This window comes from Succinivibrio dextrinosolvens DSM 3072 (assembly GCF_900167015.1).
Taxonomy (GTDB): domain Bacteria; phylum Pseudomonadota; class Gammaproteobacteria; order Enterobacterales; family Succinivibrionaceae; genus Succinivibrio; species Succinivibrio dextrinosolvens.
The window spans coordinates 50,566-69,138 of sequence record NZ_FUXX01000003.1 but is presented as its reverse complement, the minus strand read 5'-3'; the positions used below and the strand labels follow the sequence as shown (position 1 = coordinate 69,138).

Below are 18,573 nucleotides of genomic sequence, written 5' to 3'. Positions count from 1 at the left end.
AGATTTCTTAATCAGTTTTATTGTTTTTATGCATCAGATCCCATAGATGCTCATCTATCCCGCAATGTTCTCCTAATTGCCAACGGCTTAAATCTCCATCAAAAGGACAGTTGTCAAACATTGAAAAGCTCTCTTGTACAGATGACACATCCCAGTCACTTATATCCTGATTAAACATCGAGTCCTCGAATATCCAGCTCATTTCACAAACATTAGATACATTCCATTTTGATATATCCCGATTGAACTTGGATCCACTGAACATTCCGCTCATCAGTTTTACATTGGAGACGTTCCAACGGCTTATATCCCCATTGAATTCTGATTCACAGAACATGTACTCCATGTTTTCTGCGGCGCTGACCAGCCAGTTAGAAATATCACCCGTAAATTTTGAATTATCAAAACAATAGGCAAAATTCTTACAGCAGCCTACTTTCCATTTACTGATATCCTGATTGAAAATTGATTCTTTAAAGGTTCCTTCAAGGTACTTTACGGAAATTAGGTTCCACTCCGAAATATCACCGTTGAATACGGATTCGCAGAACATATAGCTCATATCAGTAACATTAGTTGTTTTCCATTTACTGATGTCTCCGGTAAATTTTGAGGACTCAAACATGGATGACATATTTCTGCAGTTGATTACATCCCATTTAGAGATATCTCCATTAAAAGAGCTTCCTTTAAACATTTTCTTCATGTTATGAACACGAAAGACATTCCAATTTGAGATATCTGAATTCAAGTCTGTATTCATGAACATACCTTCAAGGCTGGTTCCTGCATTAGGGAACCTCCAGGCAAAGATATTTCCGTCAAACTTCAGATTGGACAGCGCATAGGAAAGATCAGTCAGAAGCGAAACATCAAGAACATTCAGATTGGCGCTGCTGCCGTATTCTCTTATAAGCTGCCTGATAACAAGTCTGAGCTCATCATTGGTTCTAACCTTGATTCTGCCTCCTTTTTTCAAAATATCCTCATGCCATCTGTCCATTATAAAAAAGTCAAACAGCTCAAAAGGATTATCTTCAAAAGGAGTATTCTTAAAGGCGGTTTCAATTGTTTTCCATGCTCTTATAATGTTCCAGGAGGAGATGTCCTTTGAAAACTTAGAACCACTGAACATGTAGGACATATCCTCAACGTTGAATACATCCCACTCTGAAATATCCCCATTAAAATCTGAGTTCAAAAAGAGCTCGCTCATATCGGTTATGTTGGAAACATCCAGATCGTTTAATGAACATTCAGGTCCAAAGGCACTGATTCTGTTCTCAATAATCTGCACAAGCTCCTTTTTGGAGGTAACAATTATCTTTTGCTCGTATATAGAACTCATACTAGCCTCTCTTAGAATATTTCATGTCTTTCGCTTTGAAGTGTAAGAGAGCTTCGTTCCAGAATCTGATGAGTTTGTTAATTTATATGAGAGGTTTTATGTTCAGAAATATAGTTTTGATGGGAAATAGATTGATTAGATTCCAATACGCTGATTGTATTGTCATCAGTAAAATTTTTTTATCTTCTTTATATCTATAATTTTTCTTTTTTTTCAGAGTGATATCTATTTATTGCATGCGAATATAAATAAACTATAAAATAATTATTATACTTATCTAAATTTGGAACATTGCTAAATTATCATTTAAACAGAAACAGTCGGAAATGGCATTATTATCCTGACTGGAGATGTTTATCTTTTCACTTTTTTTCAATAAAAAATACAGAGAGTCATGTCATGAACTGATGATTAGATAAAAAAGCACTTCACCTGAATCTTCATAAATCAGATATATATTTGAGGACATTATCATGGCTTTTATTAACTCTGAACTAGCTAAGGCTGATAGCCTTTTTACCAAAGAATTCCTAAGAAAGTTCCTTCTTCGTGCCTGTGAGCTTGATGCAGAGTTCTTTTTTAAGATGAATGACTATGATGATCTCGCAGAGTGTATCTCATATGTCATTGACGATTATGATGTTTTTGTTAAAAATCTCTGGGATCATTTTTCTTCATACAGAAAGCCAGCATTTGTAGTATATAGGGAAAGGTCTATGTCTTTTTGCCAATTGGCAAGCTTTATCGAAAATGAGCTCTCTTCATCAGAAGGAAAGGGGGGCTGGGTATTTATCAAAAAGCAGATTACATCTGTTCTAAAGTCTCAGGGCGAAGTAACAGTACCTCGTAACAACAGTTTCAATAATGCTGAGAGAAAGATTTCTAAATACCTTGGAATCGATCATCTGTATCTTGATTTTCTAACAGCTTATGCGATTATTGCCCGTAAAAGAGCCATTTATGACATTCTCTCCTATATGAATATTGATAAGGCAGAGAAGATTGAAGAGTATGCCTACTGTCTTGGTTTTAGTGCAGAGAAGTTCAGAAAGATTGGCAATGAACTGTTTAGAATGGGCTTTCTAGAGAATTTAGCGGATGATTTTGATCATCGACTCTCTGACAAAATCCTTGAAACCTATGATCCTTTCATAAAGAGTGATCCTTCAAAATGGTTTGATAATCTTGACTGTAACGAATCTTTAAAGCTTGAGGACTTTCAGATTGAAGACAAGTATATAAATATGATTAAAACCCTTTTATCTGGTGCAATGGGTAAGAATTCAAATATTCTTCTCTACGGTGAACCTGGTACAGGTAAAACCTCTCTTGTAAAGACTCTAGCAAAAGAGCTTAATCTAACCGTATTCTCAGTTTCAAGCGGTGAGGATGATGACGACAGAGACCGTCGATTATCTCTTGCTGCCTGTGTAAATTTTGCCAAGCGATATAAGAATAGACCTCTGGTGCTTGTAGATGAGGCTGAACGCCTTTTATCAACCAATATCGGCTATGACAGATGGTCAAAGGATAAGGCCTGGCTAAACTCCTTTTTAGAGAAGGGGGAGGTCAGCATCATCTGGATTACAAATCAGATAGACCATGTTGATCCTGCTGTAAGACGCAGATTCGATTTCAGTCTCTATTTTCCTAAGCTAAATAAGAAACAGCAGCTTAAGATCTGGGAGTTTGTCTTAAATAAGTATGAGATAAGAAGGTTTATCTCATCAAAGGCTTTAAATACTCTTAATGACGATTTTGAAGCTCCAGTATCTGTAATTGATAAGAGTGTATTCTGTGCCAAGACTCTGTGTGGAGATAGTAAAAAGGAGTTTGCATCCATCCTCAGAACTCAGCTTGAGTCTTATGTATCGCTCAGTGCGAATGGTATCGCAACTGATGAGCTTAAGAAGACCATCAAAAAGAAGAAGTGTGAATCTCCAAAGATGGATGATTACTCAACTGATGCAGTTAATTTCAACTGTGATATCAACAGATTCATTGATGGCTTTAAGAAACTTCATGAAACAGTTAAAGGCTCAAAAAGACCTGAGAAGGGCATTGGAACAATTCTTTTCTACGGTCCTCCTGGAACAGGTAAGACTGAGCTTGGTCATTACCTTGCAAAAATAACCAAAAGAAAGGCTGTAATTAAAAAGGCCAGTGATCTGCTCAACTGCTATGTGGGTATGAGTGAAAAGCTGGTGGCAGAAACTTTCAATAATCTTGACCTTAAAAAGGAGATCCTGATTATCGATGAGGTTGACAGTTTCCTTTATGACAGAGCGGGTGCAGACCATTCCTGGGAGAAGACTCTTGTTAACGAGTTTTTAACTCAGTTGCAGGAATTCAGAGGAATCCTTATCTGTACAACCAATCTTGTAAAAGGATTAGATCCTGCTGTGATGAGACGCTTTACTACCAAGCTCGAGTTTAAGTACTCAGAAGGCAGACAGCTTGATACTCTGTATGAGAATCTACTAAAGCCTTTAAGTAAGACTGATTTAAGTGACAAGGAAACTCAAAGACTTCATAAGATTAAGACTCTGACTCCTGGTGATTTCCATGTGGTCAAAGGTAAGTTCAGCTCAATCTTCAGCGAGAAGGATAATCCTTCAAATGATGATCTTATAAAGGCCTTAGAGCAGGAGATTGGCTTTAAGGATAATAAGTCTGAGAGTGGGTATAGGAGGATTGGTTTTATTTAACTTTTGTTCGCTTGTCATTTTAAGCTCCATTGGGATTTGTTTTCAATGGAGCTTTTTTGAAGTGAATGGTATAGGATGTTATCCGGTTATCTTCTTAATCTTTTCTTAAGAGCATTAAATAATGTTATTTTATAAGCCTAATCCGTAATGTAATTACGAATATGAATAACACTTAGAATTTTGACAATGTATTTTGTACACCTTTTTTTAGAATCACGAGAATTTCTATGATTTGTTTATAAACTGAATTCAACTGATTATCATCATCGTAATTAACTTCGTTTATTTCATAACCGACACAAATCTGTTTCTGATTTAATTGAGGATCATCCCAAGTTAAATTGATTCCCAACTCATTTTCAATCTCATTTTTTTTTCTGATAGAGTTTTTTATAGAAAGGCTTTTTGACGTAATATACAATTAAACATTTTTTTGCTCTTCTGTTCTGTCTAACTGCAATAAGTACTTTTGAAGAGCCTGTAGCAAAGCCAATCCATGTGTCATCTTTAAAATTTACAAATTTAACTCCGGATTCTTTGAAATGATCTGATTTTAAACCTTCATTTTTTAAGTTACACCTGAATTTGTATATCGCTAATTCTGTTTCGTTGAAATTATTTACATCTACAGTTGCAGTTGAATTAATATCTTCAGTAGCTGTTGTAGCTGATATTTTGAGTAATTCATTAAGTAGATTGTATTTTTCATTATATTGGTCAATGAGATTCTGCTGTTCCTCTGTATACTCAGATTTTTCGTCAAGCATAAAAGTAAGATATTGAGGTTCAATATTGATGATTTCAAGAAATTCTTCAAGAAATGGAACGAAACTTATTCTGTCTTCTTCAAGAATATCTGTACGATAAGTTTTATTGATTCTTTTTGCAATCTCTTGATTGCATGCATACAACATTGAAATAAGTTTTAGTGCTTCATGTGCGTTATCAGTGACACCTTTATTTACTTTAACGATAAGGTTATAGATATTCTCTCTGTACTGTTGCATACAGAGTAATCCAAAGAGGAGCAACTGCTGTTTTGAGGTATCCTCTTCTGCATGAATAGGTCTTCGTACCTTATTAAGAAGTAAAAATGCATTTAACAGTCATTTTAAACCTCTAGGATTTGTTCCTAAAGATAAAGCACATAGTTTTTGGTATTTCGGCATATCTTCATTGTTTGGATTTATGTCGATTTTTTGAAGGACTTCTACCAAGTATGACTTAATGTCATATTCAACTACTGGGACTTTAAATGGAACCTGAATTATCTTATCGAAGAATGCTCTTCCTTTTTCTGCTTCTTTCTGTCCGTGAGAACTGTGGTCATTTAAATTAAATCCATATTTTTCTGCAGCACCTCTTATAACCACATCATAATCAATAGTAAAAACGAAGACACAATGTGTACAGTCAAAGAATAGCTTCAGAACTTCCAGTAATTCCATTGCTTTACTTGGCACAAGACGGTCTAGATCATCTATAAAAACAACGATACGATCTTTTCCTGCATTATTGCAGCATTCCTCAGCTGCAAATTGTAGAGAAGAGTGAAGATCTTCTAGAGCTTCTGTAAAGTCAACATATTCTTGAGGGTGATCTTTATCAAATGGACCTTCCAATAATCCTCCTGAAATACTTCTTGTAGCGGCATTTAGAAGAATCTTGATTCCTTTCTTTCCTAATTTTAGTAATTTTTGGGATAGAGCATCTATTTTTCCATTGGATATTTTGTTCAAAAAGACCTTTAGCATGGAAATAGGAAGGTTGTTACCTAAATCAAGCTGTGAAAACTGCCAGGTATTGAAGAATACAGGAATAACTTTATCGTTAATTCTGTTCTGCACCATGTTCATGATACTGGTTTTTCCACTTCCCCATGCTCCCTGTATAGATATTGTCATAGGGGGATCACATTGAAGTATAAAGTCACTTAACCCTAATATAGCTTTCGATTCCGAAAGAATCTTGAGTCGCAGGTGAATCTGTTAATCCTATTTTTTTTATTTCTGACATTACAACCTCTGCAGAAGCTTCCAAGTAGGAATACATATAAAAAGTATAATCTAGAGAAGCAGAAATTCCTTTTTGGGATGTGACATTGCAGTGATGGCCAAATTATTTTTTCGATAGCTATGAAGGGCAGTCAGCTACTGTTTGCAGAAACATTAAAAAATCATGATATAAATAAAGATTCTTTTTATAGATTAGGGGCATTTTTATGGGAGGGGGAAGGAAAATCTTTCATATATTGGTTGTTATTTGCGTTCAAATAAAACAGTTTTGTTTTTATGTATGACACAAATCTCATCAGAACAAGATAACAGCCTCATTTTTTACTAAACTTATAATAAATATGCAATTAATCTACTGCAGTATTTATGAAATGGGGAACGTATGAGTAAATTTTCTATTGTTGAGTTTTATAAAGAATACTTTTCTGAACCAAACAAGGAATGGTATGACGACTATAAAGAAATAATAAATGAAATAAAAAAAATAAGAATTTATTTAAATAATAATAATGAAATTAACTCAGAATATTTAGACAAGATTTTTGATATATATATAAGTAAGAATAATGGACTCGCAGGTGTTGGTCCTGCATTAAGTGGAATGCATACAAGCAGACAAAAGATAAAAGATATATTTGATAATAACGAATTTCTTCAAAAATGTTTTCTGTCGATTATAAAAAATGGCTCTAGTAATCCTGAGGATGTAGTCTCTTTTAATAAAAATACAAAAAAAATATATTCTGAAAATGATATTGGTGAAGCAATACAAATCAATAGACGTTTTGTTGCATGCTGTTCCTTAGATTATCCAACAGCTGTTTCTAGCTCTTACATTCGCCCTATGAATAGATTCCTTAACTTGTTAGGCTATGATGGCGAAATAAATGACTGGTATTTACTATCTTCAACTCTATTAAAAGAAATTGATAAAGCTTTTACTAAAGATCTAAAACTTTCAATGGATTTGCTAAGTTTAAATAAGACCAATAATCTTGAATTTTCAAATAGATATACAGAGGAGGTAAGCGAAAAATTAAAACTAAAATTCGATTTTTTATTAAGAAATATGATTCCTTATTTTTTTTGTGAATATTATTCTTATGAAAACAAAATTGGAACAACAAAGAATGGTTCTGAGCAACATATTGATGATAAGTCAATTATTACTTCTCGTAATATCATCCTTTATGGACCACCTGGAACAGGTAAAACTTTTAATACTATGGCTTATGCATTATCAATTTTGCTGCCAGACAAGACACTTGAAGAATGGAAAGAAGAAATAAAGATAAACTATAAAATTTGTAGAGATATTTATTATGACTATATAAATAAAGGTCGTATTGCATTTACAACATTTCATCAGTCATACAGCTATGAGGATTTTATTGAAGGAATAAAACCAGATATAGAACAACATGAACAAGATGGTAATGAAATTAAATCTGTAATTTATGATGTTGAACCTGGAATTTTTAAAGCACTTTGTGAAAGAGCTACTGGAAATATAGATGATTCACATGGCTTTGAGAAAGAATGGAATAACCTTCTAAACGAATTGCAAGAAAAAAAGTTTATTGAGATTCCATTACTGTCAGATAACAATAAAAAATTTAAAATAGAACTAAATGTCTTTGAAAACGGTTTAACATCAAGAAAATATGAGAATGAAAAATGGATCCAAGGTCAATCTAAATTCTTCTCTAAATCTCAGATGTATAACATATATAAAGGGCTGCCAGGTATACCTAGTGGAGGACATGATAATTATCGTAAAGCAATCCTAAACTATATGATAAAAAAAGGGCTTATTCCATACGAAACAAGCAAAGAAAATAAGAAAAAGCAACCTTTTATAATGATTATTGATGAAATTAATAGAGGAAACATCTCAAAGATTTTTGGTGAGCTTATAACTTTGATTGAGGACTCTAAAAGAGATGGAGCAAAGGAGAAATGCGAGGTTATTCTTCCTTACTCAAAATTACCTTTTTCTGTTCCTGATAACGTTTACATTATTGGAACCATGAATACAGCAGACCGATCGATTGCTTTTATGGATACAGCATTACGCAGAAGATTTAATTTTATCGAAATGTCTCCGAATGCAGAGCTTTTAACAACTGTAACAATAGATGGACGCAAATTAAATCTTGTTGAAATGCTTAATGCGATGAATAGGAGAATAGAATTTTTATATGATAGAGAGCATAAACTCGGACATGCCTTCTTTATGCAACTAATAGATAATCCATCCATAGAGTTACTAACCAATATCTTCAAGCAAAAAATTATTCCTCTATTACAAGAGTACTTCTATGATAATTATGAGAATATTAGATTGATTTTAGGGGATGATGGAAAAAAGGAAGAATATCAATTTATACGGTCAGAATCTTTTGACGCAAAATCAAAGCTTTTTAGAACAAAGGAAATAAACGATTTTGATTTAAATCTAAATAGATACTCTGTCAACAATGAAGCCTTTAATAAAATAGAAAGCTATATAGAAATATATGATTTTCTAAACAATGACATCTCATTGAATCATGAAAACAGCTAATAATATAACAGTGAGTGAATTCGATATTATTCACTGTAATGAAAATATAGATTCTTGCGATTCACGACTAAAAAAAATTGATGAGCCCGTTTTTAACGAACTCGTCAGTTTTATCAATGAATATAATTCTTCTTGTGAATTTGTTTCTCCTGATTTATTTCTAAAAATAGAACGAAGGCTAAACATTGGTAATGTAATAACTGTCAAGGGATATGTTGGCGTTATTTCTCTTAAGAGTGGAATTCAGATTGAAATTTTGCCAAAAATAGATCTTTCGAATAATGGTGATTACTGTAAAACAAGAAGAATCCTTGTTGCTATGCTGCAAACTCTGCGTGGTTTTAACAACAGATTTTATAAGCAAGCATCTTTAAATGTAAGAAAAATGAATATCTTTGAGATATTTATAAGTATGTATCTTAACAGGTTGAGTTTTCTCACTAAACAAGGATTAAAGTCAGGATACATAACAGAGGAAGATAATCTAAAGTTCTTTAGAGGTCGTTTACTGGTGTCTGAACATCTAAAGACGAACCTTACACACAAGGAAAAGTTTTATCTTGCTTATGATGAGTTCAGTGTAAATTGTGCAGAAAATCGCTTGATTAAATCGACACTTTTAAGACTAAAGTCTATATCCAGAAGCAGTTCAAATCTTCAGGAAATAATTAGACAACTTGTTTATTTTGAGAATATAGATGAGTCCCATAACCTTGATAAAGATTTTAATCACTGCTCTTCCAACGACAGAAATTATCCGGAATACAATTCAATAATCGAATGGTCTAAAATTTTTTTACAAAATAAAGGTTTTACCTCATTTACAGGTGGTAATTCTGCGACAGCTCTTCTATTTGAAATGAATAAAATTTTTGAAGGATACGTTACCCGCATTCTGAAAAAAGAATTTGAAAATTATTATGATGACATTAAGCTTGTAGCTCAGGACACTGCTATTTCATTATTTGATATTCCCAGACCAATATTCAAGTTAAAACCAGATATTGTAATTAAGAAAAGAAGCAATAATTTACCAATTCTTGTCATGGATACAAAGTGGAAAACAGTTAGCTCTGACGTGAGAAATAATTATGGCCTTTCTCAAGCCGATATGTATCAGATGTATGCATATGGAAAAAAATATAACGTTAGAGAAGTGTGGTTAATATATCCAACTACAAACATTTCGAATGATTTAAAAGACCTTTATTTTGAATCTAATGATAATTTTATAATTAGAATAAAGTTCTTTGACTTAAGTTCATCAATATATAAAGAAAAAATAAAAGTAATAAAAAAAGATTTTATTGAAGATAACGAATTATTAAAAGAAATAATGCGAGATAATTACAATTGATTTGGGAAATATGTGTGTGGTATAAGTAAACTTAGAGTAAACAGAATTAATTGATGCCACCAAAACTGCTCCATACAACTCATACCGCTCTTCTTTATTATGGGCGAAGGTAATTTTAAGTCCGCCTATAAGGTCTTTATATTTGACTGATAAGGCAATGTCATAGGGAAAAGCCCCTTCTTTATTTTCTGGCAAGTGCTACGCTTTTCAGATTCTACCGAATAACCGAGAATCATCTTTTGGACAAAATTTTATTAGGGAAAAGATATTTTTTGAGCTGAAACGATCTGACCATTTAACTAGGAATTTCAGCAGTTCCAATCAATAAAAATGGCTAGATAATCATTTAAAGACTCTGCTTTTTTTGAATTTTGCAAAGAGTTGCTTGTATTCCATTAAATCGACAATATATGGCAGAAGGTCAATAATTTGTATTTTCTTTTCTATTAGGGGCTCTTACAGAAAAATATAAATTTTTTCGAAAATCAGAATGATCCATTAGTTCATCAAATATTTCCGGTTCAAGCATACTCTTTATATTGTCATAAATTGAAGTCATATCATCAACAGAATAGCACAGTACAACTGCAGATCTTAAATATGAGCTTGATAGAAGTTTTGCCAATATATCGCTATCTGCAACTCCGCATGAATGCCCCATAATTACAAGATCAAATTCCTTGTTATCTATAACGTTATTTATATTTACGTAATCTGTATTTTTGATAACGCGTCTAGCCTTTTTTTCAAAAGTGAATAAATCTCTTGGAACCTCAATGTTCTTATGATTTGAATAACCTACAACAATGTTATTATCAATTTCTTTAACTTTTATAGCATCTTGTATATCAATAGCTCCATTTATGTGCCTTATAAAGCTAGCATGATTGTTAGTTTTATCCAGTTTTTTTCTAAGTTTCTTAAAGAGATTCTCTGCTGTGTTTGTGTAGTTATAGTTTATTATGCAATCTGCCTGCTCGATTGTTACTTGGCTTATTCTTTGATGAGATCGCTTATACAAAGAATCAGAATAATCTTTTGTTATATCATGGAAAAAACTTTTTGAAGACTTTGTCGTATTTCTTTCTTCTTTTTTCAAATACTCTGATAAAAGATTTTCAAACAAATCCAAATCTTTCAAGTAATATTCTGTAGGAGTCTTCTCTAAATCTTTTTTACTATAATCGTATTTATTTAATAACGAATCTTGTTTTAGCACCAACATTTCAATAACATTTTCAACATCTAACCAAAGAGCAATGTTAGTTTTATTTCTTTCAACTTCATGTTTCAGTAAGAAATCAAAGGTTTCTATTCCCTTATTAGTGACTTCCTTTTGCAAGCAATTAAATAATTGGTATGATGTAATTGAAGGTTGATTTGGAGAAAGTCCGTATGCAAACTTTTTGGGATCTGGTTCTTGTGGACGTAAATTAGGAATTTTCACAGGAATTGAGATTATAATTTTGCTGTCTATTATGTAATCATACAAACGTGGAATGATTCCCTTTTTAAGCAAGACCTCTCCTAAATGTGAGCTTGCAAACTTATGACATAATTTCCAAATGGTATGATTTGATTGATACTGTTTCTTAAGAGCATATTCAATTACATTGTTTTCAGAGGAGATATATTCTCTGAAGATTCCCTTATTGAAGTTCTCTATCAAATTCTCATATTGATAAAAAACGCAACCATAAATAATGTAAAGGATGAAATCTCTAAAACTTGATTTAAGGCCGGCCTCCAAATCAAAACCGTTTCCTATTAATAATATGTTTTTGGGATATATTGAAGAGAATAGAGCATAAGGATAGTTCTTTTTATTTTGATTTTGTATGCGGTCATTAAAGTCCGCTTGTTTTTTGGTTTCTTGTGTATAGTCAAGCATACCTTTGTTATTTGTTTTTACTTTTGTTTTTTCTTCGTTTATTACTTCTTTTGTCTGTTCTGGCATATATATCCTGTTTAAAGATGTCGATTGTAAAAATATATCAGGGAAATAATCCATTGTAACAGATGTAATTAACTCTCAAATTTCGAGCCAATACCCATATATTTTTCAAAGAATATTTTTATTTTTTCTATAATATTTTTCTTCTTTTCTTCTCTATTTTCTTTGCCAAAACGACTTATCGGAGGCATTATCATTTCAATATCTGTTCCAATCGTTTTAACTTCTCCCTCTCTAAATGAGAGTTCAATGAAATTACGAGTTTCCTGTGGCTTTAACCTTTCTTCTTCTATAAGTTTTAATAGATCGTCTTCTCTTTGTTTTTTGACATAATCATTCCATTCTGTCATGACATCATCAACTTCATTAACACTGTTAATGAAAGCTTCAATAAGCTCTTTTTTGCTTCGAAGTTCCGGACTCGAATCAACGGCTTTCTGTATTGAAACAAGAATCTCTTTATTTTCACAGTGTTCGTCATGATATTTTTTTACCAACATTAGAATGTAATCAATGTTAATTTCAATTTGTTTTATAAGCTCTATTTCAAAAACAATATTGTCTTCAATATTGGCTTTATCTGTTCGATTTTTCCATTCGTCACGAAGGTCCTGATATCTTCCAAGATAATCTTGAAGATCTATTTCAGAGATTAGTCCTTTATCTTTAAAGTCATCAAAAGAGGCTAATAAATTACGCATTCTCAGGATTGCTCCAAAAAGAACGATAAAATCCTTTTGATTCATTTCTCCGACAATCCTTGGCTCTGACAGAGGAAACTTCGTTGTTAGGTTATTTATGAGCTCTGTATAACCAGTAACCTTTTTCCCGTCATCATTTGTATATCCATAATAGTAATCATTAAAACTGCGCATAAGAATAATGCCACCTGCATTTTTATCTCCAAACAACGAAATGGCATCATCAACCCTTTTTTGTAGGTTCCTGAAACACACAATATTTCCAAAAGTCTTTACGCTGTTTAAAATGCGGTTGGTTCGACTAAAGGCCTGAATTAGACCATGTAATTTAAGGTTTTTATCTACCCAGAGAGTATTGAGTGTTGTTGCATCAAATCCTGTTAAAAACATATTAACAACGATCAGAAGGTCTAACTCTTTGTTTTTCATGCGAAGAGAAACATCTTTATAATAATTTTCGAACTTATCTGAAGATGTATCGTAGTTAGTTTTAAACATCTCGTTATAGTCTTGAATTGCTGATTCAAGAAAATCTCTTGATGATTTATCTAGATTGGAAGTATCTGCAGAATCTTCTTCTCCTAGGATTCCTTCTATTTCGTCCTCACTCTCATTTGCTGCATAACTGTAAATAAGAGCAACCTTTAAAGACTTTGCAGGATTATTCTTTATAACTTTCTTAAATTCTTCGTAATAAAGTTTTGCCATTGGAACAGAAGAAACAGCGAAAATAGAGTTAAAACCACTTATACGCTGTTTTTCTTTTATTTCTTCAATTGTGTTCCTTTTGGATGAAGCAACTTCTTTGATATTTTTTAGGACATTAAAAGAGTACGTTTTATCTCCTCGATAAGTTTTCTGGTCAAAGTGATCCAAAATATAATTTGTTATCAAAGAGATTCTTTGAGGGGACTCAAATGCTTTCTTTCTGTCAATGTCGGCAACTTTTTCATCTTCTATATCAGGATCGACATCCATTGTTTTTATGTAATCAACCCTAAAAGGAAGAACGTTCTTATCATTGATCGCATCAACTATTGTGTATGTGTGAAGTTGATCGCCAAAGGTTTGTTCTGTGGTAAAGAACTTATGTGCATTTTCATTTGACTTTATGTTCTTACTATCAATTCTGACACTTGCATTTTGAGCAAAAATAGGTGTTCCTGTAAATCCGAAAATGTAATATTGATTGAAATGATTTTTTATTGCCTGATGCATATCGCCAAATTGACTGCGATGGCATTCATCAAAGATAATGACAATTTGCTTGTTATAGATAGGATGATCTTTATATTTTTTTATAAAATTAGATAATTTTTGTATTGTTGTAATAATAATTTTAACATCAGAATCATCCTTATAATTTCCCGGAGTGGTATCTGTGTCCAGTTGCTTTTCTAAGATCCTTGTTGACGTATTGCTATTGGCAGCCCCTTTCTCGAATTTGTCATATTCCTTCATCGTTTGGTAATCAAGATCTTTTCTATCCACGACAAAAAGGACTTTATCGATAAAAGAAAGCTGAGAAGCTAATCTTGCTGTTTTAAAAGAAGTTAAGGTTTTTCCAGAACCGGTTGTGTGCCAAATATAACCGCCACCTGCAATATCTCCAAATTTTTTATAATTATGGGCAATTTCTATTCTATTTAGGATTCGTTCTGTTGCCGTGATCTGATAAGGACGCATTACCATTAACATATCTTCTGAGGTAAAGATGCAATACCTTGTTAGAATATTTAATAGGGTATGTTTAGCGAAGAATGTTTTTGCAAAATCCACTAGATCTGGAATTATTCGATTATTTGCATCAGCCCAAAATGATGTAAATTCAAAGCTATTGCTTGTCTTTTTCTTAAGCGTTTTTTGAGAATTGGATTTATGTTCTTGAATTGCATTAATTCGTGTGCTATTTGAGTAATACTTGGTATGAGTTCCATTAGAGATTATGAATAATTGTACATATTCATATAGACCTGATGAAGCCCAAAAAGAGTCTCTTTGATAACGCTCTATTTGGTTGAATGCTTCTCGGATGGCAACCCCTCTTCTTTTCAGTTCAACGTGAACTAAAGGCAAACCATTTACCAATATTGTCACATCATATCTATTATCTTGTGACGCGCCGTCTTCTTTTCCTACAGTATATTGGTTGATAACCTGTAATCTGTTATTGTGGATATTTTTCTTGTCAATAAGAATTATATTTTTGGTTGTTGAGTCTTCTCTAGTTAGTAATTGAATATAGTCATCTTGGATTTTACGAGATTTTTCTTTTATTTCTTCATTTTGATTGGCAATTGATGTTATAAAGAAATGCTCCCATTCTGAATCTGTAAATTTACATTTATTAAGTGATTCTAGTTGCTCTCTTAGATTCTTTATTAAATCTTTTTCCTCATGAATTGAAAGATATGTATATCCTTGCTCACATAGAAGCCTTATGAACTCAGATTCTAATTTAGACTCTGACTCAAACGATTCTGATCTTTTTTTTTCAGGTTTAAATTCAGTTATTACTGTGTTTTTATTTGTTTCTGCAACCACGTTGAAATATGTCATACCTTTCCTCAATATTCTCATTCATTTAGAAGTCGAGAACCCTGTTCCTGTAATATTCAAATTGCATTCTTCTTGCATTGATTTCTTCAGAAATTCTTTCAAGTAGGCTCTTTGAAAGAACTTCTAATTTATCTAGAACAGAAACAATTTCATCTTGTTTTTTTAATGATGGAATGGGTATTAGTGATTTTCCTATACCTTCAGCTGATATTGAACATATCTTTCCACTGGAAATATACCTTTTGATTTGTTCATGATACATATGAGTTCTGAGATAATACGATATATATCTCGAATTTTGGTTATGAGTAAGTGTATAACATGCATCATGGACAGCAACATCTTCATTTCCCTCCCAGGATACGCCAACGCCAATATCTTGGTTGTTCTCTCCAGCACCAACAATAATGACATCCCCCTTATGCGCATATCTCATATTATTTCTTAAATCTTCTCGAATGTGAGACTTTACTGCTTTTGCATGGATTCCATAGTAAGTGTAAAGCTCTCCATAGTGGATGCAAGGAACACCACATTCAACAGCATCCGCATGAACAAATCTTTTGCCTCTCTTTAAATTTCCTATATCGTCTAACTTAACTAAATTATCTGTTTGTTCATCAAAATATCGATTCAAATAGTATAAATATTGTTTTCGTCTGGCGTTAAGTTCTTCTGTAAGCTCACTTATAAGATCTTTTGTAATTTTCTCAAATTTATCTAGTTTCCCAACTAGTTCATGTTGAACATCTATACAAGGGAGGGGAATAACTAATTCTTTAAAATTTGTTTTATTAAACTTTGAGTGACCAGTTTTAGTTGTTATTTTTGATAACTGCTTTTGAAACTTGTTAGTTTGAAATAAATGGAATAGAAAGCGATTGTCTACAGTTTCACTTCGTACGAATATAGAATTTGGACCGAGTACATTGTATTTGGAAGGAAAAATTCCAGGAGAAACATAGTAGATTTCACCACAATTACCTACATTTGGAAGAATTAATCCTTCTTTATTTAAGTTTACTCGCCATAAATAGTCATACGCATGTTTATCAACATATATAAACTTATTACTTTTTGAAAAGTTGTTTTTTATGTCGGTTGTTCTAATAAGCTGAGCAAAACCTTTTGTTTCGTCACTTATATATTTGACATTTTTAGCGATATCAGCAAAAGATCCTGCAGCTGTATAATCTGTTACTATTTCACATATTTCTTTAATCTTTTTTAATTGAATCAATTTTTTTGAAGAATCTTTTGCTAAAGGAACCTTACTGTTTTTCATCATTATCTTTCTCCAGCTACTTCTTTTATTATTTTTGAAATTTCAGTGCGTAGTTCCTGCTCATGGTTAACAATCTTTTCAATTTCTTCGTTTAATTTAAAAATATCTATCTGTTCTCTAGTATCTTCCGGCTCGACATAAGTATTTACAGAAAGGTTATATTTCTGGTTTTTAACTTCTTCGTAGTCGACTAATTTTGAGATATTGTTAATTGTTTCTCTATTCGTAAAAATGCTAACAATTCTTTCAATATGCTCTGGAAGTAATTTATTATTGTTAGTTATTTTTACACATTGTTTGGAAGCATCAATAAATAACAACTTATTATCTTTTTTCCCTTTTTTCATTACCATAATGCAAGTAGCAATAGTAGTACCAAAGAATAAGTTGTCTGGTAGCTGGATTATGCAATCAATAAAATTATTATCTACAAGATATTTTCTGATTTTCTGTTCAGCTCCGCCTCTGTACATTACTCCAGGGAAGCAAACAATAGCAGCAGTACCATTCGTCGCTAACCATGAGAGAGAATGCATAATAAAAGCAAGGTCAGCTTTCCCTTTTGGAGCAAGAACTCCCGCCGGAGAGTAACGAGGGTCATTAATTAAAAGAGGATTACTATCACCAGCCCATTTGATAGAGTATGGAGGATTGGAAACAATCAATTCGAACGGCTCATCATCCCAATGTTGAGGATTAGTTAAAGTATCTTCACATGCAATGTCAAATTTATCAAAACCTATATCATGTAAGAACATATTGATTCGGCATAGATTGTATGTAGTTATATTAATTTCCTGTCCAAAAAATCCACTTTGTACAGCACTCTTACCTAGAATCTTTTCGACCTTTAACAACAAAGAGCCAGAACCACAGGCCGGGTCATATACTTTATTGATTTTTGTTTTTCCAACTGTTCCAAGTTTAGTAAGTAAAACTGAAACATCAGCTGGAGTATAGAACTCTCCTCCAGATTTACCTGCATTTGAAGCATACATTGTCATTAGATATTCGTAAGCATCACCAAAAGCGTCAATTTCATGGGACCTTACATCTCCTAAATTCATGGATGCAATTCCGTTCAGTAGTTTTAGGAGTCTTTCATTTCTTTTAATAACAGTACTTCCTAATTTATTGCTATTTACATCAAAATCGTCAAACAGACCAGAGAAACTTTTTTCAGAAAGATAACCCTTTGCAGAATCTTGTATATTAAAAAAAACTGTTTTAAGTTTTTCGTTCAAATAAATGACGTTTCCTTCTTTATCTTTCCAGTCATCACCTTTATTTGCATTTGATCTAACATTGCAGAATAACTCACTTGGCAAAATGAAATATCCTTTTTCTTCAACAAGACCTCTTCTAGCTGATTCGGCTTCATCGTCAGAGATTCTTGTATAGTCAAAATCTTTGTTTCCTGCTTCATGTTCTCCTCGATTTATATATGACGTTAAATTCTCGGAGATATATCGATAAAACATTGTTCCAAGCACATAATTTTTGAAATCCCATCCATCTACAGCGCCTCTAAGCTCATCTGCAATTGCCCATATAGCACGATGAAGCTCTTCTCTTTCTTGTTCTTTTTTTGTGTCAATTGCCATAAATAGCGCTCCTAACATAATATGTATGGTTTTAATCTTAAATATAATTTTTCAATAAATTCAAAGAGAATTCCTATGAAAAGTTTTTTACTAGCCTTTTGCTCTTTTTAATTTTCTATAGACTGTCATTCTGGATACTCCAAGATCTTTTGCAATCCTAGTCATAGGTACACCTGCATCGTATTTATCATGACAGATTATCTTTTTCTCATCTGTCGTAACAACAGGCCTTCCTGATTTATATGTTCCTCTGGCTTTAGCAACTGCTATTCATTCTGAAACTCTAGATCTGATAAGAGCAGCTTCAAACTAATCTCCTGTAGCATATTTTGGACGGTCTAATCGTTATCATCGTTAGAGAATTCTAAATGCTAATGAACAATGTGAATTGTACAACTTTTATCCGTTATTTCTTCTTTCTGGTCAATAAGCACTCTTAAATTATGTGTCAGATGACCATTAGATTGCTTATAAAT

The 18,573-nt window shown here is 32.5% G+C and carries 11 protein-coding genes; 3 read left to right on the top strand and 8 right to left on the bottom strand.

All coding sequences use genetic code 11. The features are described from left to right. Nucleotides 1-7: 7 nt before the first annotated feature. Complete coding sequence (locus tag B5D46_RS12085; RefSeq protein ID WP_078927937.1) at nucleotides 8-1,348, bottom strand: BspA family leucine-rich repeat surface protein; 1,341 nt, start codon at nucleotides 1,346-1,348, stop codon at nucleotides 8-10. Nucleotides 1,349-1,821: 473 nt separating this feature from the next. On the opposite strand from B5D46_RS12085, the gene B5D46_RS01590 reads away from it, so the two are divergent. After that, nucleotides 1,822-4,056, top strand: coding sequence for an ATP-binding protein (locus B5D46_RS01590; RefSeq protein ID WP_078927936.1), 2,235 nt, complete (start codon nucleotides 1,822-1,824; stop codon nucleotides 4,054-4,056). A gap of 365 nt (nucleotides 4,057-4,421) precedes the next feature. On the opposite strand, the gene B5D46_RS01585 is transcribed toward B5D46_RS01590, so the two are convergent. Both B5D46_RS01585 and B5D46_RS01580 read right to left on the bottom strand, forming a co-directional pair. Continuing rightward, a complete protein-coding gene (locus B5D46_RS01585; RefSeq protein WP_078927935.1) occupies nucleotides 4,422-5,063 on the bottom strand; it encodes a hypothetical protein in 642 nt (213 codons plus the stop codon). Between the two features lie 99 nt (nucleotides 5,064-5,162). Beyond that, nucleotides 5,163-5,981 (bottom strand): KAP family P-loop NTPase fold protein, encoded by an 819-nt coding sequence (locus B5D46_RS01580; protein ID WP_268844392.1) that lies wholly within the window; start codon nucleotides 5,979-5,981, stop codon nucleotides 5,163-5,165. Nucleotides 5,982-6,453: 472 nt separating this feature from the next. Between B5D46_RS01580 and B5D46_RS01575 the strand changes: the two genes are divergently transcribed. Together B5D46_RS01575 and B5D46_RS01570 are read left to right on the top strand one after the other, a co-directional pair. Beyond that, nucleotides 6,454-8,637: an McrB family protein gene (locus tag B5D46_RS01575; RefSeq protein WP_078927933.1), complete on the top strand. Its 2,184-nt coding sequence runs from the start codon at nucleotides 6,454-6,456 to the stop codon at nucleotides 8,635-8,637. Then, on the top strand, nucleotides 8,624-9,994 hold the full coding sequence (locus B5D46_RS01570; protein ID WP_078927932.1) for an McrC family protein: 1,371 nt from the start codon (nucleotides 8,624-8,626) through the stop codon (nucleotides 9,992-9,994). Before B5D46_RS01575 ends, B5D46_RS01570 begins: the two co-directional genes overlap by 14 nt. Before the next feature lie 421 nt (nucleotides 9,995-10,415). Here B5D46_RS01570 and B5D46_RS01565 read toward each other — a convergent pair whose 3' ends face one another. The 5 genes from B5D46_RS01565 to B5D46_RS12450 form a co-directional block, all read right to left on the bottom strand. Then, nucleotides 10,416-11,951 (bottom strand): AbiH family protein, encoded by a 1,536-nt coding sequence (locus tag B5D46_RS01565; RefSeq protein WP_159442991.1) that lies wholly within the window; start codon nucleotides 11,949-11,951, stop codon nucleotides 10,416-10,418. Between the two features lie 68 nt (nucleotides 11,952-12,019). Next, a complete protein-coding gene (locus B5D46_RS01560) occupies nucleotides 12,020-15,208 on the bottom strand; it encodes a type I restriction endonuclease subunit R (RefSeq protein WP_078927930.1) in 3,189 nt (1,062 codons plus the stop codon). 25 nt (nucleotides 15,209-15,233) lie between these two features. Next, entirely contained in the window at nucleotides 15,234-16,496 is a 1,263-nt protein-coding gene (locus B5D46_RS01555; protein ID WP_078927929.1) for a restriction endonuclease subunit S, read from the bottom strand. Next, nucleotides 16,496-18,097, bottom strand: coding sequence for a type I restriction-modification system subunit M (locus B5D46_RS01550; RefSeq protein WP_078927928.1), 1,602 nt, complete (start codon nucleotides 18,095-18,097; stop codon nucleotides 16,496-16,498). The genes B5D46_RS01555 and B5D46_RS01550 overlap by 1 nt, the downstream gene beginning before the upstream one ends. Nucleotides 18,098-18,187: 90 nt before the next feature. Beyond that, the gene (locus B5D46_RS12450) at nucleotides 18,188-18,295 is read right to left on the bottom strand and encodes a helix-turn-helix domain-containing protein (protein ID WP_412556286.1); all 108 of its coding nucleotides are present in this window, start codon (nucleotides 18,293-18,295) and stop codon (nucleotides 18,188-18,190) included. Between the last annotated feature and the right edge of the window lie 278 nt (nucleotides 18,296-18,573).

Bases quoted from the DNA above. Each gene is read 5' to 3' on its own strand.
- B5D46_RS12085 (WP_078927937.1), bottom strand. From the start codon at position 1,348: ATGAGTTCTATATACGAGCAAAAGATAATTGTTACCTCCAAAAAGGAG.
- B5D46_RS01590 (WP_078927936.1), top strand. From the start codon at position 1,822: ATGGCTTTTATTAACTCTGAACTAGCTAAGGCTGATAGCCTTTTTACC.
- B5D46_RS01585 (WP_078927935.1), bottom strand. From the start codon at position 5,063: ATGCAACAGTACAGAGAGAATATCTATAACCTTATCGTTAAAGTAAAT.
- B5D46_RS01575 (WP_078927933.1), top strand. From the start codon at position 6,454: ATGAGTAAATTTTCTATTGTTGAGTTTTATAAAGAATACTTTTCTGAA.
- B5D46_RS01570 (WP_078927932.1), top strand. From the start codon at position 8,624: ATGAAAACAGCTAATAATATAACAGTGAGTGAATTCGATATTATTCAC.
- B5D46_RS01565 (WP_159442991.1), bottom strand. From the start codon at position 11,951: ATGCCAGAACAGACAAAAGAAGTAATAAACGAAGAAAAAACAAAAGTA.
- B5D46_RS01560 (WP_078927930.1), bottom strand. From the start codon at position 15,208: ATGACATATTTCAACGTGGTTGCAGAAACAAATAAAAACACAGTAATA.
- B5D46_RS01555 (WP_078927929.1), bottom strand. From the start codon at position 16,496: ATGATGAAAAACAGTAAGGTTCCTTTAGCAAAAGATTCTTCAAAAAAA.
- B5D46_RS01550 (WP_078927928.1), bottom strand. From the start codon at position 18,097: ATGGCAATTGACACAAAAAAAGAACAAGAAAGAGAAGAGCTTCATCGT.